This is a genomic window from Streptomyces sp. A01, from assembly GCF_059026195.1.
Window position 1 is genome coordinate 58,965 of sequence record NZ_JBWLKN010000030.1, and the last position, 24,530, is coordinate 83,494.

At 70.3% G+C, this 24,530-nt stretch carries 21 protein-coding genes; 17 read left to right on the forward strand and 4 right to left on the reverse strand.

The window, feature by feature from the left end:
• Nucleotides 1-30 precede the first annotated feature (30 nt).
• Nucleotides 31-1,110, reverse strand: coding sequence for a Rieske 2Fe-2S domain-containing protein (locus tag AC5P1B_RS30025; protein WP_493891115.1), 1,080 nt, complete (start codon nt 1,108-1,110; stop codon nt 31-33).
• 820 nt (nt 1,111-1,930) lie between these two features.
• Here AC5P1B_RS30025 and AC5P1B_RS30030 point away from each other — a divergent pair.
• Nucleotides 1,931-2,713, forward strand: a complete 783-nt coding sequence (locus AC5P1B_RS30030; protein ID WP_493891117.1) for an SDR family oxidoreductase — start codon at nt 1,931-1,933, stop codon at nt 2,711-2,713.
• Between the two features lie 67 nt (nt 2,714-2,780).
• Here AC5P1B_RS30030 and AC5P1B_RS30035 read toward each other — a convergent pair whose 3' ends face one another.
• Together AC5P1B_RS30035 and AC5P1B_RS30040 are read right to left on the reverse strand one after the other, a co-directional pair.
• Nucleotides 2,781-3,572, reverse strand: coding sequence for an amidohydrolase family protein (locus AC5P1B_RS30035; RefSeq protein ID WP_493891118.1), 792 nt, complete (start codon nt 3,570-3,572; stop codon nt 2,781-2,783).
• A 537-nt stretch (nt 3,573-4,109) separates the two neighbouring features.
• Nucleotides 4,110-4,739 (reverse strand): ribonuclease FAU-1 family protein, encoded by a 630-nt coding sequence (locus AC5P1B_RS30040; protein WP_493891119.1) that lies wholly within the window; start codon nt 4,737-4,739, stop codon nt 4,110-4,112.
• A gap of 727 nt (nt 4,740-5,466) precedes the next feature.
• Between AC5P1B_RS30040 and AC5P1B_RS30045 the strand changes: the two genes are divergently transcribed.
• From AC5P1B_RS30045 to AC5P1B_RS30110, 14 genes are all read left to right on the forward strand, one after another.
• On the forward strand, nt 5,467-5,724 hold the full coding sequence (locus tag AC5P1B_RS30045) for a phosphopantetheine-binding protein (protein WP_493891120.1): 258 nt from the start codon (nt 5,467-5,469) through the stop codon (nt 5,722-5,724).
• 3 nt (nt 5,725-5,727) lie between these two features.
• Entirely contained in the window at nt 5,728-6,984 is a 1,257-nt protein-coding gene (locus AC5P1B_RS30050) for an ATP-grasp domain-containing protein (protein WP_493891121.1), read from the forward strand.
• Nucleotides 6,985-7,019: 35 nt separating this feature from the next.
• The gene (locus AC5P1B_RS30055) at nt 7,020-8,315 is read left to right on the forward strand and encodes an MFS transporter (protein WP_493891123.1); all 1,296 of its coding nucleotides are present in this window, start codon (nt 7,020-7,022) and stop codon (nt 8,313-8,315) included.
• Entirely contained in the window at nt 8,312-9,172 is an 861-nt protein-coding gene (locus tag AC5P1B_RS30060; protein ID WP_493891124.1) for an isocitrate lyase/phosphoenolpyruvate mutase family protein, read from the forward strand. The genes AC5P1B_RS30055 and AC5P1B_RS30060 overlap by 4 nt, the downstream gene beginning before the upstream one ends.
• A gap of 75 nt (nt 9,173-9,247) precedes the next feature.
• Nucleotides 9,248-10,069, forward strand: a complete 822-nt coding sequence (locus AC5P1B_RS30065) for a transketolase (RefSeq protein ID WP_493891125.1) — start codon at nt 9,248-9,250, stop codon at nt 10,067-10,069.
• The gene (locus tag AC5P1B_RS30070; protein WP_493891126.1) at nt 10,062-10,985 is read left to right on the forward strand and encodes a transketolase family protein; all 924 of its coding nucleotides are present in this window, start codon (nt 10,062-10,064) and stop codon (nt 10,983-10,985) included. The genes AC5P1B_RS30065 and AC5P1B_RS30070 overlap by 8 nt, the downstream gene beginning before the upstream one ends.
• Entirely contained in the window at nt 10,982-12,721 is a 1,740-nt protein-coding gene (locus AC5P1B_RS30075) for a thiamine pyrophosphate-binding protein (RefSeq protein WP_493891127.1), read from the forward strand. Before AC5P1B_RS30070 ends, AC5P1B_RS30075 begins: the two co-directional genes overlap by 4 nt.
• Entirely contained in the window at nt 12,714-14,015 is a 1,302-nt protein-coding gene (locus tag AC5P1B_RS30080; RefSeq protein ID WP_493891128.1) for a condensation domain-containing protein, read from the forward strand. The genes AC5P1B_RS30075 and AC5P1B_RS30080 overlap by 8 nt, the downstream gene beginning before the upstream one ends.
• A gap of 35 nt (nt 14,016-14,050) precedes the next feature.
• The gene (locus tag AC5P1B_RS30085; RefSeq protein WP_493891129.1) at nt 14,051-14,374 is read left to right on the forward strand and encodes a hypothetical protein; all 324 of its coding nucleotides are present in this window, start codon (nt 14,051-14,053) and stop codon (nt 14,372-14,374) included.
• Nucleotides 14,361-16,853 (forward strand): amino acid adenylation domain-containing protein, encoded by a 2,493-nt coding sequence (locus tag AC5P1B_RS30090; RefSeq protein ID WP_493891131.1) that lies wholly within the window; start codon nt 14,361-14,363, stop codon nt 16,851-16,853. Before AC5P1B_RS30085 ends, AC5P1B_RS30090 begins: the two co-directional genes overlap by 14 nt.
• Nucleotides 16,844-17,851: a zinc-dependent alcohol dehydrogenase gene (locus AC5P1B_RS30095; RefSeq protein ID WP_493891133.1), complete on the forward strand. Its 1,008-nt coding sequence runs from the start codon at nt 16,844-16,846 to the stop codon at nt 17,849-17,851. The genes AC5P1B_RS30090 and AC5P1B_RS30095 overlap by 10 nt, the downstream gene beginning before the upstream one ends.
• Entirely contained in the window at nt 17,848-18,927 is a 1,080-nt protein-coding gene (gene argC, locus AC5P1B_RS30100) for an N-acetyl-gamma-glutamyl-phosphate reductase (protein ID WP_493891135.1), read from the forward strand. The genes AC5P1B_RS30095 and argC overlap by 4 nt, the downstream gene beginning before the upstream one ends.
• Before the next feature lie 5 nt (nt 18,928-18,932).
• Nucleotides 18,933-20,087: a phosphoglycerate kinase gene (gene pgk, locus AC5P1B_RS30105; protein WP_493891136.1), complete on the forward strand. Its 1,155-nt coding sequence runs from the start codon at nt 18,933-18,935 to the stop codon at nt 20,085-20,087.
• On the forward strand, nt 20,084-21,217 hold the full coding sequence (locus tag AC5P1B_RS30110; RefSeq protein ID WP_493891137.1) for an iron-containing alcohol dehydrogenase: 1,134 nt from the start codon (nt 20,084-20,086) through the stop codon (nt 21,215-21,217). Before pgk ends, AC5P1B_RS30110 begins: the two co-directional genes overlap by 4 nt.
• Nucleotides 21,218-21,700: 483 nt before the next feature.
• On the opposite strand, the gene AC5P1B_RS30115 is transcribed toward AC5P1B_RS30110, so the two are convergent.
• A complete protein-coding gene (locus AC5P1B_RS30115) occupies nt 21,701-22,834 on the reverse strand; it encodes an FAD-dependent oxidoreductase (protein ID WP_493891139.1) in 1,134 nt (377 codons plus the stop codon).
• A 141-nt stretch (nt 22,835-22,975) separates the two neighbouring features.
• Between AC5P1B_RS30115 and AC5P1B_RS30120 the strand changes: the two genes are divergently transcribed.
• The gene (locus tag AC5P1B_RS30120) at nt 22,976-23,647 is read left to right on the forward strand and encodes a TetR/AcrR family transcriptional regulator (protein ID WP_493891140.1); all 672 of its coding nucleotides are present in this window, start codon (nt 22,976-22,978) and stop codon (nt 23,645-23,647) included.
• Nucleotides 23,648-23,815: 168 nt separating this feature from the next.
• On the forward strand, nt 23,816-24,400 hold the full coding sequence (locus AC5P1B_RS30125) for a GNAT family N-acetyltransferase (RefSeq protein WP_493891141.1): 585 nt from the start codon (nt 23,816-23,818) through the stop codon (nt 24,398-24,400).
• Nucleotides 24,401-24,530: the final 130 nt, after the last annotated feature.

Genomic DNA, 24,530 nt, shown 5'->3' on the forward strand with positions numbered 1-24,530 from the left:
GTGTGCTCGCCCCGCCGCGCTCCTCAGCTGTCAACGGTCAGCCGTCAACTGCTCGCCGTGATCCGCCGCGTCGTCGCTGTCCGGCGCGCTGTAGAACTGGTCCGCCCAGCGCCGGAACTTCATGACCGGCCCGTCCCCCTTGGCCAGGCGGGGCTGCTGGGCGTATCGCCGGTGCTCCCAGATGGGAAAGTCCTTCCTGGTGTCGTACCAGAACAGCCAGGTGAGGGTCCTGGCGGCCAGCTCGGCCAGGGGCTTGGCGGCCTTGCCGTCGCCGAGCTTGGTGAGCCGCGCGCTGGCCGTCAGGCGCAGGTCCACATGTGCGGAGTCCACAGGGGTGGCGCAGAACCTGGTACGCATCTGAAGGCCGAGCTGGTCCACCTCGACCTCGGTGTAACCGACGCCGATGCCCTGGACGACGACCTTCACCTTCGGCGCGACCGAGGACACCCGCGCCGGGTCCTTGCTGTTCTTGGCCTGGTGGAAACGGTAGGTGGTTCCCATGCGGACGCCGTCGAACCAGGGCTCTTCGATGACCTCGGCCCGGATGCCGTGGGTCGGCAGGAAGTGTCCGTGGTCCACGATGTTCTCGATGACGTCCTGCGGGTACTCCACCAGCGCGCGGACCGTGCTGTACGGCTTGGAGAAGCCCACCGGCGACCGGGTGTCGATCTCCCATGACGGAGGCTTGCCCAGCGCATGCCGCCACACGAAGACCAGACCCTCGACCTCGGAGCACGCCATCGTGGCCAGCCGGGCCTTGGGCGGCGGGGTGTCGTACCCCGTCCTCACACACGCCCCGTCCGGGCCGAACTGGAAGTTGTGGAAGGGGCAGACGATGTCCTCGCCACACACCGTTCCGCCGTAGCCGATGTGGGCTCCCATGTGCGGACAGTGCGCCTCCGTCGCGCGGACCCGCCCGCCGGCCGAGCGGTACAGCACCACGTCCTCGCCCATCAGCCGCCGGGTGAGAACCTTTCCCCGCGTCAGCTCGTGGCTCGCGGCCAGGGCGAACCAGCCGTCCGCGTAAGGGCCCCTGGACGCCAGTTGTGACATCGACGGAGGCAGGCCTGCTTCCCCCTTGTCGTACCAGCCCGTCTTTCTGATCCTCATACTGCCCCTTCCATCGCTCCAGAGGCGCCGCTCTCGGCAGCACTCCTGGCTTTCCGACTCAGCCTGCTGCAGGTCCTACCGACCTTGATCCATCGACAACCGGGGGCCTTGGGGCGGTCGGTGGTGAATCCGAGGCGCATCTGGCATACGGACTGGAGTTGAGCGCGAAGTAGCGAATTTCACCCCCTGTGCCCGGCGGAGACCAGGGTGGCTAGGGGTATATACCGCACATACTGGGGCCGTGCTGGGGGAACCAGGGCGCGTCCGACACTCATACGGTCTCGCTGGGCCCGGCCCAGGCCGGGCCCGCGGGCCCGGCGGGGTCCACCCGCCGCAGATCGCGCTCCGGGACAGCGAGGCGCGTAGTGTCCCAGTTCACGCGCAGCAGCCAGCCGCCGCGCCGCGCCGGGTTGCCGGGGGCCGGCCCGCCCGGTCACCTCGGCGACCAGGCGGCCGGACGCCGCCCTCCTCGCACCGCGCGCTGATCAAAGCGCCGTCGCGATCCTTCATGCCGAGTCCTTCATGCCGACGAACGCAGCCGCGCACGCGCGCTCCCATATCGCCTGTGCGGCATGACCAAGGAGCTTCGATGGCCCGGGTTTCGGGGGCCGTTCCCGACTACCACCGGCTACGCGCCCGGCGCGGGCAGCACGTGTGCGGCGGCGCGCTCCCCATTGCGCGGGCACCCACGCGCGCCTGGGGCGCGTGGGTGTACGCAGCGGTTGAGAATGAACACGTACGGGTACATTCTGCCTGCCTATCCGCTATTCGCCCCGTGAAGGCCCTTTGCGGAGGCTTCGTAGAAAGTGCACCAAAAGCTATGGATCTTCAGCTCGCGGACACGACCGCCGTCGTCACAGGAGCCAGCCAGGGCACCGGACTCGCCATCACCAAGGCCCTGCTGGCCGAGGGTGTGCGGGTGGTCGGCTGCGCCCGTACGATCACTCCCGCGCTCAGGGACTCCGGCGCCGTCCCGGTCGTGTGCGATGTCAGCACGCCCGACGGGCCGCGCGATGTCATCGAGACGGCCGTCGACACGCTCGGCGGCCTCGACTTCGTCGTCAACAACGTGGGCGGCAAGGACACCCACACCATGGGCGGGTTCCTCGCCCTGGACGACGCCGACTGGCAGCGGACGCTCGACATCAACTTCTACAGCACCGTACGCGTCGTCCGGGCCGCGCTGCCCCATCTGGTACGGCGCCGGGGCGCGATCGTCAACATCTCCTCAACCGCCGCCCGCGTACCGGCCCCCACGACGGTCGACTACGGGGCGGCCAAGGCGGCACTCAACGCGCTGACCAAGGCGCTGGACGAGGAGTTCGGCCCCCAGGGCGTACGCGCCCTGACCGTCTCACCCGGCCCCATCAACATCCCGCGCTTAAGGGACCCGAACGGGCCCGGAGCGATCCTCGCCGCGGCGTTCGGCGTACCGCAGGAGGAGGTCGTGAAGCATATGCCCACCCGGTTCCGGCTGTCGACCGGGCACATCGCCGAACCGGATCACATCGGCGCCCTGGTCGCCTTTCTGCTCTCCGGCCATGCGGCCAGCATCGCCGGGAGCGACATCCGGATCGACGACGGACTGGTGAAGACCGCCTGACGGCCGAGGCGATCACGTCTCCACCTCGCGGTGATCCTCATCCGGCCCCGGCGCTGACCCGGTGCGGTCAGAGGCTGAAGACCTGTCGTGCGTTGCCGGACAGAGACAGCGCGGTGGCCTCCTCGTCCAGGCCCAGTTCACCGAGATGTTCCAGCGCCCGCACAGGGGCGATCATGGGGTAGTTCGTGCCGAACAACACCTTGCTACGGCCCCGGCCCCGGAGGTGGTCGGCCAGCTCGCGCGGGTAGCGGCGGGCGGTGTAGGCGCTGGTGTCGATGTAGACGTTGGCGTGTTTGTCGGCCACCGCGATCATTTCCGTGGTCCACGGGTAGCCGATGTGTCCGCACACGATGGTCAGCTCGGGAAAGTCGAGAGCGATCTGGTCGATGTAGGGAATGGGGCGACCGGTCTCGGACGGGCGCAGCGGGCCGGTGTGCCCGACCTGGGTGCAGAAGGGGATGCCGAGGTCGACGCAGGCGGCGTACAGCGGGTAGTACAGCCGGTCGGTGGGCGGGAGCTGCCACAGCCAGGGCACGATCCGAAGGGCCACGAAGCCGAGTTCCTGCACGGCACGGCGCAGTTCCCGCACGGCTTGGACCGGCCGGGTCAGGTCCGCACCGGCCACTCCGCGCAGCCGTCCCTCGGACTGGGCGACGAACTCAGCCACTTCGTCATTGCTGATCAGTGGCCCTTGGGGCCCGTACCAGGCCGCCGACAGCCCGACCTCGACATCGGCCGCGGTCATCGCGTCCACCGTGGCCTTGACCGGAAACGGCTCCTCCAGCAGCCCCCGCCCCGTCCACCGGCGCAACGACTCGAACATCTCGTGGTTGGAGTGACGGAGTGTGGGGTGCTGCATCCACGCATCGATGATCGGCGCAGGCTTCCTGCCTCTCTCCTGACGCTGCCGGTGGGACTACACCGGAAGCGACTAAGCGGTCGCTTAGCCCGATCCTGGTACTGCAACGGTTCTTTGCGTGAGTGGTGGCCAGGTTCGTCGTTGGTCTAGTCATGGGGGGACCTTGGTGGTGTGACTCTGGCCATGGCCACCCACGCCTGCCTGACCGTCCTGCGGGCCAGGGAGCTGGACGAGGAAGACGCAGAAACGGAACCTCCCGGCTCATCCACCTCGGCCTCGCCGGAATCCGGCGCCTGGTATCCCGTCTCACCCACCGCCGGCCCACCGGCGATCGACCACATCCTCCACTGGTCGACCTGGCGCCGCAGACGACAACAGCAAGCCCGCATCAGCCACTACAAGCGACGCGGACAGACCCCGCGAAGTACTGACCCACCATCACGCAAAGAACCTTGCAGTATTAGGGCGCCTGCGCGGAGGGCGCCTGACCGGCGGCTGCCCTGGTCAGGCGCCGCACCGGGCTATGGGGGGACTCGGTCAGTTCGTGACCGACGTCAGCGGACGCACCGACTCGGCGAGCGCGTACGGCACCGCATGGGGAACGTCCCACGTCTCATCGGGGCTCCACTGCGCCCATGTCGTGTCCCACCACGCCTGCCCGCGGTCCAGGTCGGCCACCAGTGCTTGCGCTGCCCCCCTGACGAGTTCCGCCTCGCCGTCCGCGAAACCACCCGCGGCAGCCCGTTCCTCGAAGTGCTCGACGTCCTTCCACCGATAGGGACCTCCGTTTCCGGGGACCCAGATGTCGAGTTCCAGGTCCAGTGTGTCGATCCCGTGCGTCGTCCTGCGGAACGGCTGCTGGAAGTTGATATACCAGTCATGCCGGGACCGGTCCTCGCTCCAGAACACCCATACCGCGTACATGTCGCCCGGGCGCTGGAGTTGGAGCACTCCGGGCGACTGCCACCTGTCGGCGATGGCTTGCCACGGATGAGGGCCCCACGTGAAGTCCCCGGTACCGAACGTCATCGGCGTGCCCTGAGCCATGTATACGGCCAGCACGTCATCGCGGTCTTCGACCACGCGGACCGCGTAGGTCAACCAGGGCCTGCTGTCGAGAAGCTCGCGACGGACGATGACCTGTCCGGGAGAAAAGCGTTCAGTCATATCCCTACAGAATCACAGGCGTTGGGCAACGCGCGCTCCGCCCTCGGTGACAACCCCCACGCGAGCCGGCGGCTGGGGAACTCCGCGCTGGAGCGCCTCCTGGTATTACCAACGCCCGTGCGCGAGGCTTGCGTTCGCTCAGGATTCACGTGATCTGCGTCTCTTGACGCCGGTTCCCTGCGTATGGCAGGGGTGCCGAGCCGCTCGGCCTGCCCATATAGCCTCTCGGGCTTGTGAGTTGCTGGGTGATGGCCATGCGGGGGTCTCTGTCCGGCCGGGCTGCCGGCGCGGAGCCGGGGATTCCATGAGGGCGCTTGGGGGCGGGCGCCCCGGCAGGTCGTCAAATTGTCATATACCGTGTCCTGGGTCACATTGCCTCGGTATCTTGTCGTGTGATTGGATCAGTGGCGTTCGGGTTACCGTGCAGTGAATCGATTGCATCTGATCGGCCAACTGCACAAACGACAAGGCCCGTGCATGAGCGGCGAGTTGTAGAGGCTCGCAGGAGTCCTTGGGGGAGGGCGCGTTTCTTGGCTGCCGTACAGAGATAGGGCGCAACTCTCTCTCGCATACTTACTTGGGCCACGGTAGACGCCCCTCGTGGTCATTGCCGGATCGAACCTGACCGGTAGTCTGAGCAAAAAAGTGCATACTCCATCGATCTGGTCGTACTCCTGTACTGGCGTGTACCACGCGTACGGGCGTGGATGTGAAAGGACCGGACCTCTTGAACGACTTAGGCGACTTAAACGACAGCGTTGTCGAGACGCTTTCCCGCCTCTGGGAAGAAGCTCTCGGTGAGCCCGTAACCGATATCGACGCCGATTTCTTCGACCTCGGCGGTGATTCACTCCTGGCACTGACGATCGCGACCCGCGCGATCGACGCGGGCCTGGCCATGCCGCGTTCCGGAGTTCTCCGTAGAAGCACCATCAGACAGCTCGCGCAAGCCGTGGACAATCCGGCGCTCTTCGAGCACGTCTGATCCATGGCCATCGCCGTCTTATACGATCACGGCGCCGCGTCACCGCAGGAAGTCCTGCGTGGACTTCGGGCCGTCGCCCCGGTGGTCATCGTCCTCTCCCCCTCTCAGCACGCGGCAGCGGTCCGCCCGCTATTCGAGGAGGGCGGTGCCGAGGTACTGGAGTTGGCGGCGGGTCACGCCACCGTCGTCCGGCTGCTACGGGACCGGGGTGCGCGCGGCCTCGTCACCTTCAGCGAGCGGATGCTGGGGCACACGGCTCTGCTTGGCGAGTCGCTGTCCCTGCCGTTCCACAGCGCCGAGACCGTGGAGCTGCTGACCGACAAATCCGCCCAGCGCCGCCGACTGCGCGAGGCCGGTGTGGACATGGTCCGCACGTACACGCTCACCGCACCGGGCGACTGGGACCACGCGGTCCGCCACACCGGACTGCCCGTGGTCGTCAAGCCCGCCCGGGGCGAGGGCAGCCGGAGCACGGTCCGTATCGACGACGAGAGCAGCGGCCGACGGATCGTCACCGCACTGCTCGCCGCCGAATCCGCCCTGATCGTCGAGGAGTTGCTGCGCGGCGCGGACTCGCACCCCTACGGGGACTATGTGTCGGTGGAGAGCGCTGTCTGCCGCGACGGGGTGTCCCACTACGCCGTAACCGGCAAGTTCCCGCTGGTGCCGCCCTTCCGGGAGACCGGGCAGTTCTGGCCGTCGCATCTGCCGGACGAGGAGGCCACCGCGGTCACCTCTCTGGCGGACCGGGCCGTACGTGCCCTCGGGCTGACCCGGGGACTGGCGCACACCGAGATCAAGATGACGGCGGAAGGCCCGCGCGTCATCGAGGTCAACGGGCGGCTCGGCGGTCATCAGGCAGAACTCGCCCACCGGGCGGCCGGATTGGACCTGATCGCGCTGGCGGGTGAGATCGCTCTGGACCGCAACGTCCGGCCGGAGCGGGTACGGCCGGACCGGGTCTGCTTCCAGCTCAGCACGCCGGCCCCCACCGAGCGCTGCACCCTGCGGCGCATCACCGGTGCGGCCAAGGTCAGAGCATTGCCCGGCATCAGTCTCTACCGTCCCTCGGTGCGCCCCGGAGGCACCGTGGAAGGTGGACCGGCCACCAAGTTCCTCGACCTGACCTGCGGCGAGGCCCCCGACCACGCGGCCATGACCGCACTGGTGGCACAGGTGGTCGAACTGCTCAGCTTCGAGTTCGAGACCGACGGGCAGCCCGTCGCGCGTACCGCCGGCGAACTCTTCGCGGGCTGCTGATCCGTCGACCTTCCGCTGCGAACGGGGGAACCCCCATGCCCAAGAACCCCCTGCCCGGATTTCCCACCACACCCCTCGGTATCGTGCGCGACCTGGTCCCCGAGCCCGGCGCGGCTCGCCGGATGGCCGTCCTGATGTTCGCTCAGTCGCTCGGCACCGGTCTCTTCCTCACCTCCAGCGCGGTCTTCTTCACCCAGACCGCGGGATTCACCACCGGCCAACTGGCCTTCGCCATGACGGTCGCGGGGCTCTGCGGTTTTCTCTGCTCGATGCCGGCCGGCCGGATCGCCGACCGCTTCGGGCCCCGCGTTCCGCTGGTCATCAACTACGTGCTGCTCGGCCCCCTGTACTTCGTCTACCCCTTTGTCAGCAACGTGGCCGAGTTCGCTCTGGTCGCGGCCCTCATCGGGGTGTGTGAAACAGGAGCCAGCCCACTGCGCGGCGCCCTGATCCACGCCCTGTTCGGCAGCGCCAAGGCGGCGGGGGTGCGCGCCCAGATGCGCAGCCTCTTCAATCTCGGCTTCACCGTCGGGGCGGCCATGGCGGGCCTGGCACTGGCCTCCGGCAGTCGCTCCGCCTTCATCGCGGTCACCACGGCGAACGCGGTACTCCAGCTGAGCTGCGCTGTCATCGCCGTCCGGCTGCGCCCGCGGGCCGGTACGGAGCCCGCCCCGGCGGCGCCCGCCAAACGGTCCTGGGCCGCCATCAAGGACCGGCGCTTTCTGCTCGCGACCGGCCTCAGCGGCGTGCTGGAGTTCTATCTGCCGGTCCTCACGGTGGGCATGCCGTTGTGGATCGTCCACCGCACCGGCGCCCCCGGCGCCCTGACGGCCGTGCTGATCTCGCTGAACGCGATCCTGGTGGTGCTCTTCCAGGTCGCCGCGAGCAGGGGATCGGAAACCGTGAGCGGCTCGGGGCGGCTGCTCGTCCGGGCAGGAGCGCTGCTGGCGGTCGCCTGCGTCCTGTTCGCGCTGGCCGGGGGCAGAGGAGCGGTCTGGGCCACGATGCTCCTGGTGCCCTCGCTGATCGTGCTCACGCTGGGCGAACTGGCCCAGGCAGCGGGCAGCTGGGGACTGGCCTTCGCCCTGCCGCCCCCCGGCCGTATGGGCGAGTACCAAGGCGTATTCCATCTCGCGCGAGGCCTCCAGCAGTTCCTGGGCCCCGCTGTTGTCACCGTGCTCACGATGAGCCTCGGAGCCACCGGCTGGCTGATCCTGGCCGCGTTGTTCCTCGTCACCGGCTTGGCCGCCGGGCGGGCCTTCATCCGAGACACCCCACCGGACCCGGCGGCATCCGTTGATGCCGTCACGCCAGAGGAGTCAACCCCATGATCCACAATAGCTACCCGTCATTCCGGCAGGTCCTGGCCGACAACCCCCTCACCAAGGTCGCCGGTGCCCATTCCTCCCTGGGCGGCCTCATCGCCCAGCAGAGCGGCTTCCAGGCGGTGTGGGCATCGAGCTTCGAGATCTCCGCGGCGCGCTGCCTCCCCGACGCCAGCCTCCTGAGCATGACCGACTATCTGGAGGCCGCCGCCAACATCCAAAAGGCGCTGTCCGTGCCGGTCGTCGCCGACTGCGACACCGGATTCGGGAACAGCATGAACGTCGCCTACATGGTGGCCGAGTACGAGAGCGCGGGCATCACCGCCGTGAGCATCGAAGACAAGATCTTCCCGAAGATGAACAGCTTCGCCGCCGCCGATCACACCCTGCTGGGCGTGAGCGCCTTCGCCCACAAGATAGAGACGGCGAAGAAGGCTCAGCGGAACGAGGACTTCTTCGTCATCGCCCGCACGGAGGCCATGATCAGCGGACTCGGTGTCGACGAGGCGCTCAAGCGGTGCACCGCCTACGCCGACGCGGGCGCGGACGCGGTGCTCGTCCACTCGAAGCAGAAGACCAAGGACCAGGTTCTTGAGTTCCTCGGCCGCTGGGACGACCGGCTGCCCGTCGTCGTGGTGCCCACCACCTACCCCGACTGGCACGCGGACGATGCCCGGAAGGCGGGCGTCTCGGCCGTCATCTACGCGAACCAGGGGCTGCGCGCCACGATCACCTCACTGCGCGACACCTTCCAGTCGATCTACGAGACCGGCCACTCCGCCCACCTGGAGGACAGCATCTCCGAGGTCAAGGACGTCTTCGACCTCCAGCGGCTCGACGAGTGGCAGCAGATGGGCGTCTGACAGCCGTACTCCTCAGCACGCGACCTGACGTCTCATCAGGCAACAGACGTCAGGCATGAACCAGAAAGGGACATAGTGTTGTTGCAAGACGCGGCCACGGTGCGCCGCCAGGCGGCGCGCGCACGGGCGCTCGCACTGACCACGGTCAGCACTGCCAAGACCGGTCACATCGGCGCGGACCTCTCCGCCATGGACATCCTGTGCAGCCTCTACTTCGGTGTCCTGCGAGGCGGGCCCGACGACGCCGACCGGGACCGGTTCGTCCTCAGCAAGGCCCACGCCTCCGCGGCCATGTACAGCGTGCTGGCGCTCAAGGGGCTCCTGCCGGAAGAGGAGCTGGCGACCTTCGGCGGCGCCGGCTCCCGCCTGAGCACCGTGGTCTCCACCCGGGTGCCGGGAGTCGAGTTCAACACCGGCTCGCTCGGCCACGGCCTCTCCCTCGGTGTCGGCTCCGCGCTCGGCGCCCGTGTCCAGGGCTCCACGCGGCGCACCTTCGTGCTGACCGGCGACGGGGAGCTCCAGGAGGGAAGCAACTGGGAGGCGGCGATGCTCGCGGCCTCCCGGAACCTCGACAGCCTCGTCGTGGTGGTCGACCGCAACCTCGCCCAGAAGGGCGCGAGCACCGAGGACATCAACGCCCTGGAGCCGCTGGACGAGAAGTGGCGCTCGTTCGGCTGGGAGGTGCGCACGGTCGACGGGCACGATGTCGCGGCTCTGCTCGACGTGTTCCGTGCGGTGCCGCTCACCGTCGGCAAGCCGACCTGTGTCATCGCGTCGACGGTCAAGGGCAAGGGCGTGTCCTTCATGGAACGCAACCTTGAGTGGCACAGCCGCCAGATCACGCCGGAACTCCTGCAGCAAGCGCTCCAGGAGCTTGAGGAGGTCACCCATGACTGACTGTGCCACCGCGTTCTCCGCGGAGCTGCTCGACCTGGCGCGCAAGGACGAGCGGATCTGCGTCGTCAACAACGACTCCGCCGAGACCCACTCCGCGCTCGGCTTCCAGTCCGAGTTCCCCGACCGGTTCATCGACGTCGGCATCGCCGAGCAGAACCTGGTCGGCGTCTCGATCGGCCTGGCCAACAGCGGGCTGCGCTCGCTGGTCTACTCCGCGTCCTGCTTCATGACCTCACGGGCCCTGGAGCAGATCAAGAACGCCGCGTACACCGGCGCCGACGTCGTCTTCTGCGGCTTCGTCAGCGGCCTGGCCTACGGGGCGCTCGGCGGAACCCACCACGCGGTCGAGGACCTGGCATGGATGCGCGCCATCCCGCGCATGAAGGTCTTCGCACCGGCGACGCCCCGGGACACCGTCGCCGCGCTCCACGAGGCGCTGGCCCACGAAGGACCGGTCTACATCAGGATCGTCAGCAAGCTCGACACCCCCGAGCTGTTCCCGGCCGACCACACCTTCGCCTGCGGCGGATCGGCCCAGCCGCGCGACGGCAGGGACGTCACCCTGATCGGCAGCGGTCTGCTCACCACCCGGCTCGTGGAGGCGGCCCGCCTCCTCGCCGAGGACGGGGTGGACGCCCGTGTCCTGCACCTGGGCTCCGTCGAGCCGATCGACGCCGAGGCCATCGCCAGGGCGGCGCGCGAGACGGGCCGGCTCGTGGTCGCGGAGGACCACGTGGTCAACGGCGGCCTCGGTGGCGCGGTCGCGGAGGTCGTCGTGCGTACGACCCCCGTGCCCGTCCTGCAGATCGGCATACCGCAGGTGTTCGCCCCCATCGGCCCCGCCGGTCATCTCTACGACCACTTCGGGCTGACCGCACCGAAGCTGGCCCAGCGGGTGGCGCGGTGGCTGCGATGACCGTACGTGTGGCCGACTATGTCGCCTCCTACCTGCACGACGTGGGTATCCGTACGTGCTACGGACTCTCCGGCACCGGGTCGATCCATCTCGACCAGGCCTTCGCCGCGCACGCCGGACTGATGAACGTCTGCGCCCGGCACGAGACGGCCGCCACGCTGATGGCCACCGGCGCCGCCAAGCTCGACGGCAACCTGGGGGTCGCGCTGGTCACCAGTGGCCCCGGCGCGGTGAACGCTCTCGCCGGGCTGGTCGACGCCTACGCCGACGGCGTGCCGGTGCTCGTCGTCTCCGGCCAGGTCGAGACCCGGCACATCGACGAGGAGGCCCGGTCGTTCGGCGTGCAGGGCTTCGGCGTGGTGAGCAGCGCTCGGAGTGTGACCAAGTACGCGGCGGTGGTGGAGCACCCGTCCGACATCAGGGCGCATCTGGACCGGGCGGTCGGGGAAGCGCTCTCAGGCCGGCCGGGCCCGGTGTGGCTGGACATCCCGCTCGATGTGCAGGCGGCCGAGATCGACCCGGCGGCCCTGCGCGGGGCACCGTCCACTGCCGGCCAGACGAGGGCAGCGGGCGCCCGGCAGGCTGCCCGGCAGCTCATGGCCATGCTGCGCTGCGCCGAACGGCCGCTGGTCATCGCGGGCCAGGGCATCCGGCAGGGCGCGGCCGAGGACCAGTTCCGGACGCTGATCGAGCGGCTGAGGCTGCCGGTGGTCGCCTCCCGGCTGGGCCATGACCTGCTGCCCTACCACTCGCCGCTCTGGTTCGGCCAAGGCGGCATCCGCGGGCGGCTGCACCCGGGTCTGATCATGGCCCAGGCGGACCTGGTCATCTCCCTGGGGTCCAGCCTGTCGATCGGTTTCGTCGGGGAGAACGCCGACGGCTTCCACCCCGACGCGACGGTCGTCGCGGTGGACATCGACCCGTCCCAGCTGAAGAAGAAGGGCGTGCGCATCGACTTCCCGGTCTGCATGGACGTACGGGACCTGCTCGACGCGCTGCTCGACGCCTCGGCGGAGCCGGCCGAGCCGGTCGTGAGCGAGCGCTGGCTGGCCACCTGTGCCGAGCTGAAGGCGGCGCACCCCACGATCGCCGGCGGTGAGCTGCGGGAGCCCCTCAATTCCTACCGCTTCGTCGAGCGGCTGGACGCGCACACCGGCCCCGGGCATGTCTTCGTGGTCGACACCGGAAGCGCCTACTACGTGTCCGGCCAGACCCTGGAGTTCTCCCACGCGCAGCGCGAGATCACCTCCGCGGCGTTCGTCAACATGGGGGCCGCGCTGCCCATGGCGGTGGGCGCGGCGTTCAGCAGACCTGACGGCCAGGTGCTGGTCCTGGTGGGTGACGGGGCCATCGAGCTCAACATCCAGGAGCTGGCGACCGTCAGCCAGTACGGCCTGGACATCAAGGTCTTCGTGCTGAACAACGGCGGGTACGCCTCGATCCGGGAGTCCCAGGAAGCCCTGTGCGACGGCCCCGCCCTCCAGGAGCCGGAGCCGCTGAACTTCCGCGATGTGGCCCGGGCGTTCGGCCTGCCGTACCGCAGGCTGGAGCGCGCCGCCACGCTCGACGCCGACATCGCCGGGCTGCTGGCGCACCCAGGTCCCGAGCTCGTCGAGGTGATGTGCGACCCGGAGCAGCAGCTGCTGCGCCCGCTGCGGGCCGACGGCGGCTTACGGGCCCACGACGGCGCCCCCATCGGGCGGCCGGTGGCGGTGGGGGAGTTGCACCATGCGTGAGTCGATGCCGGTCTCCTGGAACCAGCGGCACCGCCTGGGCCAGACCCTGGAGGATGCCGAGGGCGGGGTCTTCAACCCCCACCACAGCACCCTTCCGCTCGCCCTCACCGGACCCGTGGACCTGGACGCCATGAACCGGGCCTGGCACGCCCTCCAGCGGCGCCACCCGGTGCTGCGCAGCGGCTTCGACCTGGACGCGATGGTGTGGCACATCGGGCTGGCCGAGCCGACCGACCTCCAGCGGATGGCCACCGCCGGGACCGAGGACGCCGATGTGGCGGCCCTGCGGTCGGCCTGCGAGGTCCCCTTCGACCTGGAGCGGGGCCCGGTGGCCCGGCTGCTGGTGATGGACCGGCCGGACGGACAGACGTACTTCGCCCTCTCCAACGAGCACCTGGTCAGCGACGGCTGGTCGCTCAACGTCCTGATGCGCGACCTGTCGGCGCTGTACGCCGCCGAGTGCGGCGGCACAGGGCCCGAACTGCCGCCCGTGCGCATGTCCTACCCCGACTACGTCCGGCAGCAGAACCGGATGATGGACTCCCCGGAGGGGAAACAGGCCCTGGAACGGCTGGCGGCCAGGCTGGCCGGGGTCGGGGCGATCCCGGCGATGCCGATCTCCGGTTTCACCGGGCGCTCACCCGTCCGCTACGAGAAGAAGGACGGGCTCAGCCACCGCCTGCCACTCGACCTGTGCCAGAGCCTGGGCTCGGTGGCCAGGCCACTGCGTATGACCGCCCTGAACCTCATGCACGCCGCGCTGCACCGCTCGCTGTCCACCCTGTCCGGCAGCGCGTCGGTGGCCACCACGCTCTCGACCGCCAACCGGGAGCTGCCCGAGCTGCACCAGACGGCGGGCTGGCTGGCGAGCAAGACCATCATGACCAGCGAGCCGGGGAGCTGGCCGGATACGGCGGACTATCTGCGGCACTTCCGCCGGCGGATGCTCATCACCCTGGACGACAGCCATGTGCCCTGGCCGGTGCTCATCGACCGGATGGACCCGGACGCCGTGGGACGGCAGGCCCGCGTCCCCTACGTCACCTTCAACGCCCGCCCCCTCGGTATGCGCAAGACGGTGGGCACCGTCGGACTGCCCGGTGTCGGGACCCGGCCGCTGCCGATCTCCGTGGGATGGCACGACGCCTCGATCGCGACCTTCTGGGACGAGGACGAGGACGGCGTCACGGTGACGGTCAACTTCAAGACCGACTGGTATGCGCGCGGGGACGTCGAGGCCCTGTGGGACGGCGTCGAGGCGCTGCTGCGCGCCTGGGCGACAGGGCGCCACTGACCGGCGCGTTCCTTGTTCTGCAGAAGGGATTGATCATGCACATTTCGACAACGCGCGAGTCCGCGTCGGTGACGCAGCGCGAGCGCGAGCGCACGCCGCTGGCGGAGGACCGGTCGGCGAGCCACGGGCGAGAAGGCTGCCTCCACCTCCGGGATGTCTTCGACCAGGACGAGGTGGCTCGGGGCAACCGCGCGGTCATCGACGCCGCGCTCGCCCAAGGCGCTCCGACGACCGCGCACCCCACGCGCCGCACCGTCCGCAGTCACACCGTCCGCGTCCGCGACGCGGTCAGCCGCGACGCCGAGCCGGTCGACCAGAGTGCCGTCATGGCCGTCGGAGGCACCTATGACCAGCGCTGACCCACTGGCCGGCGCCCGCAGCCTGACCGACCTGTTCGCCAGGTCGGTCAGGCTGCGGGGGCGGGCTCCCGCCCTCTCCGAGAGCGGCCGGGACATCACCTACGCGGAACTCGACGAGGCGTCGGACGCCGTCGCCGCGCTGCTCGCCGCCGCCGGGGTGGGCCGTGGCGATCTGGTGGGCGTACTCATGGAGCGCACCCACCGGATGCCCGGCTGGATTCTCGGCATCCTCAAGGCCGGAGCGGCCTACGTACCGTTCGACCCGGCCTACCCCCGCGAGCGGCTGCACTACATGGCCGCCGACGCCCAGGTGAAGTTCCTGGTCGGCGACCAGGAGCAGGCAGCAGCCTGCGGCCTTGACGGCGTCGAGGTCATCGACCCCCGCACGCCCGCGCCCGCCGTCACGACCGCCGTCACACCGGACCCGCAGGACCCGGCGTACGTGATCTACACCTCAGGGTCCACCGGGCAGCCGAAGGGCTGCGTCGTCACCCACGCCAACGTGCTGGCGCTCCTCGAAGCCATGCTGCCGCTGTTCGACGTCGGACCGCGCGACCGCTGGTCGCTCTTCCACTCCTTCAGCTTCGACTTCTCCGTCTGGGAGCTGTGGGGAGCCCTGGCCACCGGTGGCACCGCCGTGGTGGTTCCCGCCGCGGCGGCTCGCGCGACCGAGGACTTCCTGCGCCTGCTCGGCGATGAGGGCGTCACGGTGCTCAACCAAGTGCCCTCCGTCTTCCGGTTCCTCGCCCGTGAGTACGTGGACTCCGGCGCGCCCGACCTCGCCCTACGCTATGTGATCTTCGGCGGTGAGAACGTCGACCTGGACGTCGTCAGGGCGTACACGGACGCCGCGGGTCAGCGGGCACCGGCGTTCGTCAACATGTACGGCGTCACGGAGACCACCGTGTTCACGACGGGCAGGACGCTCACCCCCGAGGACCTCGCGGGCTCCGTGCGCTCACCCATCGGGGTACCGCTGCCCCACTTGTCGGTCCAACTCCGCGATGACGGACTGGAACTGGTGACCGATGGCGAGCCCGGCGAGATGTGGGTGGCCGGCACCGGGGTGACGGCGGGCTACCTGCACCGGCCCGAGCTCACCGCCGACCGCTTCCGCACATTCGACGGGGAACGCTGGTACCGCACCGGTGACCTCGCCCGCCGACTGCCGGACGGCGCCCTGGAGTACCTGGGCCGCAACGACCAGCAAGTCAAGATCCGCGGCCACCGGGTCGAGCTGGCCGAGGTGGAGGAGGCGCTGCGGGCCGACGCGGCCGTCCACGACGCGGCTGCCGCGGTGGCGTACGACGCCGACGGCACCGCCGTGCTCGTGACGCTGGTGGTCCCGGCGGAGGACGGCGCCTTCAGCACCGCCGCGCTGCGCCGCCACGCCCGCGCCACCGTGCCCGCCTACCTGGTGCCCAACCGCTTCCTGCGGGTGGACACGCTGCCGCTGACCCCGTCCGGCAAGCTGGACCGGCGCGCGGTCCAGGAACTCGCCACCGCCGGTACCCCCCAGTCCGCGCCCGCCGGTCCACGCACCCGGGTGCTCGTCGTGGACCCCGTCCACGAGAGCGCCCTGGCGGAACTTCGCCGCACCTACGACGTCCACGTCGAGCTGCGCCCCCCGGCCGACCGCCTGGTGCGGCTGGTCGAGGACGCCGAGGTCGTCGTGGTGCGCAGCGGGGTGCGCGTCGACGCGGACGTCATCCGGGCCGCGCCCCGGCTGAAGGTGGTGGCCCGGGCGGGCTCGGGGGTCGACAACATCGACCTCGACGCCGCCAGGGCCGCCGGGGTGAGGGTGTTCAACGTCCCCGGAGTCTCCGCTCCGGCCGTCGCCGAACTGGCCCTGGGGCTCATGCTGTCGGCCGCCCGCCACATCGTGCTGGCCGACCGCCAGGTGCGGGCCGGGGTCTGGAACAAGGCCGCACTCGCGGGCGTCGAACTCGGCGGGAAGACCCTCGGCCTGGTGGGCGTGGGCGCGATCGGCTCGCGCCTGGCCCAGCTGGCCCGGGGACTGGGGATGCGGGTAGTGGCCACCGTGGACCGGGACACACCGGAGCGGCGGGAGCGGCTGCGCGAGCAGGGAGTCGAACTGGTGGCTCTGGACGCGCTGTTGTCCACCGCCGACGTGGTGTGCCTGGCCGTGCCGCTCACCGGACGTACCCGCCATCTGATCGACGACCAGGCGCTGCGGATCATGAAGCGTTCGGCGCTGCTGGTCAACATCTCGCGGGGGCCCGTGGTCGATGAGGCAGCCCTGTACCGGGCGCTCACCGACGGCGGCATCGCGGGCGCCGCACTCGACGTCGTAGCCGAGGAGGGCGATCCGGGCCGCCTCGCCGAGCTGGACAACGTCGTGATCACACCGCACATCGGTGCGATGTCGGCGGACTCCCAGGAGCGTATCGGCCGGGTCCTGCTCGACTCGCTGCGTGAAGCCCTCGCCGGACGGGAGGTCGCCACCTCATGCCGATGAACAGCGCGGTGCTCACGGAGTACGGGCACATCGAGTACCGAAGCGGCCCGGTGCCCGCCGTCGGCGAGCAGGAGCTGCTGGTCCGGGTGCTCGCCACCGGCGTATGCGGTTCCGACCTCGCCACGTACCGGGGCGCGCACCCCTACAAGACCGCACCGGTCGTCCTCGGCCACGAACTGTGCGGCGTCGTGGAGCGGGCGGCGGGCGGCTTCGCCGTCGGCGACCTGGTCTGCTCGGCGGCCTACGCGCACTGCGAGAGCTGCGACCGGTGCGCACAGGGGCTGACCAACCTCTGCCGGAACAAGCGGAACCTGTGCCACCTGGGGTGGGAGGGGTCCTTCGCGGAGTACGTGACGCTGCGGCCGAACATGACCTTCGCCCTGCCCACCGGGCTCGACCCGGAGCTCGGCGCGCTCGTCGAGCCGCTGTCCATCGGCCTGCACGCCATCCGGCTCGCCGGCCCGGCACAGGCGCGCACGATGCGCGTCATCGGCTCCGGCAACATCGGACTGGCCTGCCTGATCGCGGCGCGCAGGCTCGGCTTCACCCGGATCACCTGCACCGACGTCGGCCAGGAGAAGGGCGAACGCGCCGTGGCGCTCGGCGCGGACGAGTACACCGACGCACGCGCCGCCCCCGCCGCGCCCGCCGAGACGGACATCGTCGTCGTCGCCTCCAGCCACCCCGGCGCGTTGGACGAGGCGGTCGGTGCCGTGCGGGCCGGCGGCACCGTGATCGTGGTCAGCTTCTTCGACGGCCCGGTTCCGCTGGCGGCCAACGCCCTCGTCGGCAGGGAAGTGACCGTCATCGGCTCCTCGCTGTCGACGGCCGAGGACTTCCGCACCGTGATCTCCTGGCTCGCCGCCGCCGAGATCGACCCCCGCCCCATGGTCACGCACCGCTTCACGCTGGCCCGCACGGCCGAGGCCATGAGCCTGATGGCCGAGGGCAGGGCCACCACTGGCAAGATCATCCTTACTCCGCGAGGTGACGCATGACGCTCCGCATCGGCATCGTGGGAGGTACCGGCTACGCCGGCGGCGAACTCGCCCGGCTGCTGCTCAACCATCCCGGCGTCGCCTCCATCACGCCCACGGCCCGCGGCGGGGAGGACTTCGACCGCGTCCATCCCAATCTGCTCGGCTGCGGGCTGAGCTTCGTCGAGGTGGACGAACTCCGGCGCCGCGCGGACGACCTAGACGTGGTGTTCTTCTGCACCCCGTCCGGCGAGGCGATGCGCTCGGCGCCCTTCTTCCTGGACCACGGGGCGAAGGTCATCGACGTCAGCGCCGACTTCCGGTTCCGCGACCCCCAGCGGTACGCCGAGGTCTACGGCGCGCCGCACGCCGCCCCGCACCTGCTCGACGAGGCCGTCTACGGGGTCACCGAACTCCACCGCGAACAGATCGCCGGTGCCAGACTGGTGGCCAACCCCGGCTGCTACGCCATCACCACCGTGCTCGCACTGGCCCCCCTGCTGCGCAGCGGCCTCACCGACCTGGACAGCCCCGTCCACCTCGCCGCCGTCAACGGCACCACCGGGGCTGGGAACAAGCCCGTCACCGAGGTCATGCACGCCGAGGCGTTCGGCTCCATGCTTCCGTACAGCCTCGAAGGGCACCGCCACGCCCCGGAACTGGAGAACCATCTCGCGCCGCTGGCCGGCCGGGAGCTGTGCGTCGACATGACCACAGCACACGGCAACTTCGCCCGGGGCATCTACATCCAGGCGAGCCTGGCCGTCCGGCCTCAGGAGCGCGCGCGGACCGACCGGGCCGCGCTGCTGGACCTGTACGAGTCCTCCTACGCCGACGAGTTCTTCGTCCGCGTCAACAGTGCGCCGAAGAAGGCCGGGCTCAACGCCAAGGAGTACGGCGTCTATCCGAGCCTGACCGCCGTCACCGGCTCCAACTTCTGCCACATCGGCGTGGACTACGACGCCGCCCGGGGCTTCGTCAAGGTGATCGCCGTGACCGACAACCTCGTCAAGGGCGCGGCCGGGTCCGCGATCCAGAACATGAACGTGATGGCCGGCCTCGACGAGCGGACCGGCCTGCGCCATTACGGACTGTGAACCCCATGAGACTGCTGCGCGAACACCCCACCGCGCCCGGAGAACGCTGGGTCTACTCCGCCGGGTTCAACGTCGGGCCCGCGCTGACGGACACCGGCCGGATCGACACCGAACTGCCCGACCTGCGCGCTCTGGCCGCGGCGGGCGCCCGGGTCGCACTCCTCAGCCACCAGGGCAGTGCCAAGGACGGCACGGCCCGGCACCTGGACTATCTGGCCGGGTACCTCGGCCGGCGCCTCGGCCGGGAGGTCCGCTATCTGCCGGAGTGCTCCTCACTCCAGGCCCGCCGCTGGGCGGCGGAGCTGCGCGACGGGGAGATCTCCCTGTTCGGCAACGTCCGGCTGGACGCGGGCGAGGAACGCGGCGACCGCGAACTGGCCGCCGCGCTCGCCCGCCTGGGCGACCGGGTGGCGGTCGGCGGATTCTCCAAGGCACACCGCCGCCACGCCTCCAACGTCGGCATCCTCGACTTCCTCCCGGGCTACGCGGCCTCCAGCCTCCTGGAGGAGACCGAGCTGCTGCGACCGTGGGCCACCGGTGGCGAGGCGGCCGGTTCCGTCGCCGTGCTGGGCGGCGTCAAAGCGGAGAAGACGGTGGTGGGGCTGGAGAGCCTCACGCGCGCGTACGACGTGGTGATCCCCGGCGGCGCGGTGCTCAACACGCTCCTGGCGGTCAGCGGTCACGCCATCGGCGCCTCGGAGCTTGGCACCGAACCCGGGCGCTGCGCAGCCGTGACACGCACTGTAATGGGCCGCCGCAACCGGGCCCGTATCCATCTGCCCGCTACGGTCCTGATCGCCGGCCCTGACGGCGCCACCCGGACCGTACGCGTCGAGGCGGGCGTCCCGGACGGCTGGGCCATCGTCGACTTCGACCTTGAGCCGTGGGCGGTGGACGCGGCACGGGAAGCCGACCGGGTCCTGGTGGCCGGTACCCCCGGCCGGCACGCCGAAGGCAACCACCGTGCCGCGGCAGCGGTGCTGGGCGCCCGCCAACCCGGCGACCCACGCACCCTGCTGCTCGGCGGCGACACCGTCGCGGAGCTGCCCTGGACCGGGCCCCGGTCCACCGGCGGCGGCTCCGCGCTGCACTACCTCGCCGACGGCACCTGTGCCGTCATCGAGGCACTCCAGGACAATCGGAAGGCAGGCAGTCGGTGACCATACGGCTTGAGTTCCCCGTACCCACCCACGTGGTGTTCGGGAGCGGGACCCTGAACCGGGTCGGCTTGCTCGCGGCCCAGTGGGGCGGGCACGCGCTGATCGTGTGCGGGCGTACCGCGATGCGCCGGTACGGCTTCCTGGACCGGGTGACGGACTCACTGCGCCGGGCGGGCCTGGCGGTGACCGTCTTCGACAAGGTCAGCGCCAACCCCAGGTCCGACGAGATCGACGAGGCCGTGGCGCTGGCGAAGTCCCGGTCCTGTGACGTGGTGATCGGCCTCGGCGGCGGCAGCGCCATCGACGCGGCCAAGGCCGTGGCCGTGGCCGGCCCCTACGACACCGTGCGCGACATCATCGGCGAGACGCTCACCTCCTCACCGTCCGCCCTCCCCGTCATCGCCGTACCGACGACGGCCGGCAGCGGCTCGGAGGTCACGAAGGGGGCCATCGTCACCGATGTGGTCCGCGGCTTCAAGTCCGGCATCCGGGGCGACGACGTCTTCCCCAAGGCCGCCGTCGTGGACCCGGACCTCACCGCGCCGCTCCCGGTCGCGGTCGCCGTCGAGACCGCCTTCGACGCGCTCGCCCACGCGATCGAGGGGTATGTGGCGGCCCGCGCGACCGACGAGAGCCGGTCCCACGCGCGGCGCGCCATCACCCTGATCCGCGACCACCTGCCCCGGGTCGCCGCAGGGCCCACCGGCCCGGCGACCCGGGAGGCGATGGCCCTCGCCGCACTGCTCGGCGGCGTCAACGTCGCCTGCGCGAGCACCTGTCTGCCGCACCGCCTCCAGCAGGCGATGGGCGGGGTCCGGCGCGTCGAGGTGCCCCACGGCAGGGGCCTGGCCCTGCTCTACCCCGCCTGGCTGCGCACCGTCCAGCCGCACGCCAAGGACGGCTTCGACGACGTCGCCAGAGCCTTGGGCCACCACGACATCCACCGGGCCGTCTCCACCGTGCTGACCACGGCGGGTCTGGCGACCGGACTGGAGGACTGGGGGTTCACCACAAGCGACATCGACGCGTTCGTCGACGGCATCAGCGGCAACCTCGACAACGACCCCACCCCGGACATCGGCACCGACCTCGTCCGGCACATCTACGAGGAGTCCTTCCGCACACCGTAGAACGCACCGCGGCGGCCCGGGAGCGGGACGGCTGAGGGAGGAAGTGGGAGGAGCTGGGAGGTCCGACGCAGACCGAGCCGCGCTCTGAGTGGGGCGAGCTCGGAGCGGGCGAGCGAAAGGCGCCCGACGGGCCAAAGGCTGGTCAGGCCAGGCGCCTTCCGTCGTGCCCCTGGAAGAAGCCGCGCTTCTTCGGCGAGGACGACACCCGGAGTGGGCGCCTCGGGATGCCGACGTGGGCGGGGGAGCGGTCCGGGAGCCGGATGGGGTCGCTGCCCAGGGGCGGCGTCCCGTGGACCGCGGCCGTCAGCATGGCGTCGGGCCCCGGACGGTGTCGAGGTACCCGGGTCTCGCAGGCATGCGGGACAGCGAGGGCGATGTCGTCGGCGTGGTGCGGGTGCCCGGCCCCGTCGAACCGGTCCGAGTAGCAGGGTCAGCCGCGCAGGCGGCTCCCGGTTGATGGGCCCGTGCCGGAGCGGCTGTGGTTCACCCGTCTTGCCCGAAGTTGGTGAAGAAGCCGACGAGACTGTGCGGGGCGCGGTCGTCGAGACACAGCTGGTGGATGTGGGAAGCCTCGGTGGCAGCGGTGGCACTGCGCGGGAACAGCGCCTCCTCGTACGCGGTCAGCGCAGCCTCGATGTCGTCCGGGTGCGCGGCGAGGGCGTCGCCGAGTTCGGCGCCGTCGTACATGGCGAGATTGGCTCCCTCCCCGGACGGGGCCATCAGATGGGCGGCGTCGCCGAGCAGCGTCACGCCGGGCACGCGGCCCCAGCTATGCCCGACCGGCAGGGCGTTGACGGTGCGCGGGACCGGGGCGGTCTCCCCGTCCGTGATCAGGGCGGTGAGTTCCGGGGCCCAGCCGTCGAACTCCGCGGCGACGCGGGCCGTGGCCGCGCCGGCGTCGGAGAAGTCGATGGCCTCCATCCACTCCTGCGGCTTGTTGAGCGTCACGTAGGTGTGCAGGACGCCGTTCGGCTCGCGGTGGGCGCAGATCCCCTGGCCGGGGGCGAGCGCGAAGAGCGAGCCGTCGCCGACGGCCCGGGCGCTGGCCGGGTGGCGGGTGTCGCCGTCGAACAGGTAGGTCTCGATCAAGGACGTGCCGACGTACGCGGGCTCGGCGTCGGACAGCAGCGGACGGACCCGCGACCATGCTCCGTCCGCGCCGACCAGCAGGCTGGTCGTCACGGTCGTCCCGTCCGCGAACGTCACCTCGTGTCGGCCGCCCCCGAGGGGCCGGACCGCGGTGACCTTGCGCCCCCACTGGATCGTGCCGGCGGGCAGCGAGTCGAGCAGGATCTGCCGGAGGGCGCCGCGGGGCACCTCCGGGCGCCCGCCGGTACCGTCGTCGGGCTCGTCGAGCAGGACCTTTCCGTCCTTGTCGAGTACCCGCGACGCCTCGGCGCCCTGGTGGACGATGCCGAGGAATGTCTCGAACAGGCCGGCCGCCTTGAGCGCGAGCTGCCCGTTGTAGTCGTGGATGTCGAGCAAGCCGCCCTGGGTGCGAGCCGTCGGCGACGCCTCCGCTTCGTAGATCGTCGCAGGGATGCCGTGGACGTGGAGGACGCGGGCGAGCGTCAGTCCTCCGAGCCCCGCGCCGATGATCGTGACCGGAGTGGTCATGGTGGTCCTCCCTGATCGCGGACCGCTGGGCGGAGACACCCGGCAGGACGAATGGAACACCGTTCCAGTGAATACAGAGTGGAACGGTGTTCCATTCCTTGTCAAGCTGGAACGATGTTCCACAGTGGCTAGGATGGAGGCATGGCAGCCACGTCGCGCCGTCCGGAACGACGGCAGGAACCGCTCTCCCGGGAGCACATCGTCAGCGCTGCCGTCGAACTCCTCGACGCGGTGGGCGAGCGCGGGCTCACCTTCCGCGCCCTGGCCGAGCGCCTCGCGACCGGGCCCGGAGCGATCTACTGGCACGTCACCGGCAAGACCGAACTCCTCGATGCCGCCACCGACGCCGTCATCGCCCCCACCCTCGCCGGCGACGACACCGACGCGACGCCGCAGGAAGCGATCCGCGCCCTCGCGCTCGGCGTGTTCGACGCGATCGACGCCCACCCATGGGTCGGCACGCACCTCGCCCGCGCGCCCGGGCAGTCGCCGATCCTGCGCATCTTCGAACGCATCGGACGCCAGGTCCAGGCGCTGCACGTGCCCGAAGCCGCCCAGTTCACCGCGGCGTCCGCGCTGATGAACTACATCCTCGGAGTGGCGGGCCAGAACGCCGCCAACACCCGGACGCTCCAACCGGACACGGACAGGACCGAGTTCCTCGACGCCGTGGCGACCGCATGGGCAGAGCTCGACCCCGACCAGTACGCGTTCACCCGAAACGTCGCCGGACAATTGCGCGAGCACGACGACCGGGCAGAGTTCCTCGCCGGCATCGACCTCATCCTCACCGGAATCACCGCTCGCCAGTAGCCGTCCGGTCGGCCCCGCACCGCCGACTCTCGGTAGTCCTTTCGTCCCCAGTCCTTTCAGTCCACGTAAGCCGGACCGTTCGCACACGGCCTGACCGGGACGATCACCATGTCCGCCGCGGCCGTAAAGCGATGGACAGCCCTCCGGTGCTGGGCGAACATCTCCGCGATGAACAACGAACCTCTCTCCATCCCCAAACGCGTCCGCTTCGTCGAGTTCAGCGCGAAGGCGCTGCGGGCGCTTGCCGACGGTGACCTCGCTGGCGGCAGTGCCGAGACCGGGGTCGCCCTTGACGAGTACTTCGTCTGCGACCGGGCCCGCTGGATCTTCGGCTACCGCGCTGACCAGCTCGCCAAGGACCCGTCTGCCGCGCGCTGGATCACGCGGGCCGCGGTGTCCGAGCCGGACGGGGCCGTCGTCGGCGACGCGGGGTTCCACGGGCCGCCGGACGAGGCCGGCATGGTCGAGGTCGGCTACACCGTCGTGCCCGGATACCGCCGCCAGGGCTATGCCCGCGCCATGCTGACGGCGCTACTCGTCAGGGCCGCCGCCGAACCCGGTGTCACGACCGTGCGGGCCACTATCAGCCCCGACAACAACGCCTCCCTGGCCACCATCGCGGGCTTCGGTTTCACGCGCGTCGCCGAGCAGGGCAACGAGCGCGACGGGCTCGCGGTCGTCTTCGAGGTCCCGGCAGAGGCGATTCAGGCCGAGCACCTTACGGCCTCGGCGGGCACAGGGATCGTCCCATAACCACCCCTCGCATGATGTCCCGGCTCCTGCGAACTGGTCCCCATCTCAGGTGATCTGGTCCGATTCGATCGTCGTCTCAGGTGATCTGGTCCGTTGGCGCTACTCATGTCACGTGCGATCTCGGCCCGCA

Coding starts and splice junctions, on each gene's coding strand:
- AC5P1B_RS30025 (WP_493891115.1), bottom strand. CDS start 1,110: ATGAGGATCAGAAAGACGGGCTGGTACGACAAGGGGGAAGCAGGCCTG.
- AC5P1B_RS30030 (WP_493891117.1), top strand. CDS start 1,931: ATGGATCTTCAGCTCGCGGACACGACCGCCGTCGTCACAGGAGCCAGC.
- AC5P1B_RS30035 (WP_493891118.1), bottom strand. CDS start 3,572: ATGCAGCACCCCACACTCCGTCACTCCAACCACGAGATGTTCGAGTCG.
- AC5P1B_RS30040 (WP_493891119.1), bottom strand. CDS start 4,739: ATGACTGAACGCTTTTCTCCCGGACAGGTCATCGTCCGTCGCGAGCTT.
- AC5P1B_RS30050 (WP_493891121.1), top strand. CDS start 5,728: ATGGCCATCGCCGTCTTATACGATCACGGCGCCGCGTCACCGCAGGAA.
- AC5P1B_RS30055 (WP_493891123.1), top strand. CDS start 7,020: ATGCCCAAGAACCCCCTGCCCGGATTTCCCACCACACCCCTCGGTATC.
- AC5P1B_RS30060 (WP_493891124.1), top strand. CDS start 8,312: ATGATCCACAATAGCTACCCGTCATTCCGGCAGGTCCTGGCCGACAAC.
- AC5P1B_RS30070 (WP_493891126.1), top strand. CDS start 10,062: ATGACTGACTGTGCCACCGCGTTCTCCGCGGAGCTGCTCGACCTGGCG.
- AC5P1B_RS30075 (WP_493891127.1), top strand. CDS start 10,982: ATGACCGTACGTGTGGCCGACTATGTCGCCTCCTACCTGCACGACGTG.
- AC5P1B_RS30080 (WP_493891128.1), top strand. CDS start 12,714: ATGCGTGAGTCGATGCCGGTCTCCTGGAACCAGCGGCACCGCCTGGGC.
- AC5P1B_RS30085 (WP_493891129.1), top strand. CDS start 14,051: ATGCACATTTCGACAACGCGCGAGTCCGCGTCGGTGACGCAGCGCGAG.
- AC5P1B_RS30090 (WP_493891131.1), top strand. CDS start 14,361: ATGACCAGCGCTGACCCACTGGCCGGCGCCCGCAGCCTGACCGACCTG.
- AC5P1B_RS30095 (WP_493891133.1), top strand. CDS start 16,844: ATGCCGATGAACAGCGCGGTGCTCACGGAGTACGGGCACATCGAGTAC.
- argC (WP_493891135.1), top strand. CDS start 17,848: ATGACGCTCCGCATCGGCATCGTGGGAGGTACCGGCTACGCCGGCGGC.
- pgk (WP_493891136.1), top strand. CDS start 18,933: ATGAGACTGCTGCGCGAACACCCCACCGCGCCCGGAGAACGCTGGGTC.
- AC5P1B_RS30115 (WP_493891139.1), bottom strand. CDS start 22,834: ATGACCACTCCGGTCACGATCATCGGCGCGGGGCTCGGAGGACTGACG.
- AC5P1B_RS30120 (WP_493891140.1), top strand. CDS start 22,976: ATGGCAGCCACGTCGCGCCGTCCGGAACGACGGCAGGAACCGCTCTCC.
- AC5P1B_RS30125 (WP_493891141.1), top strand. CDS start 23,816: ATGAACAACGAACCTCTCTCCATCCCCAAACGCGTCCGCTTCGTCGAG.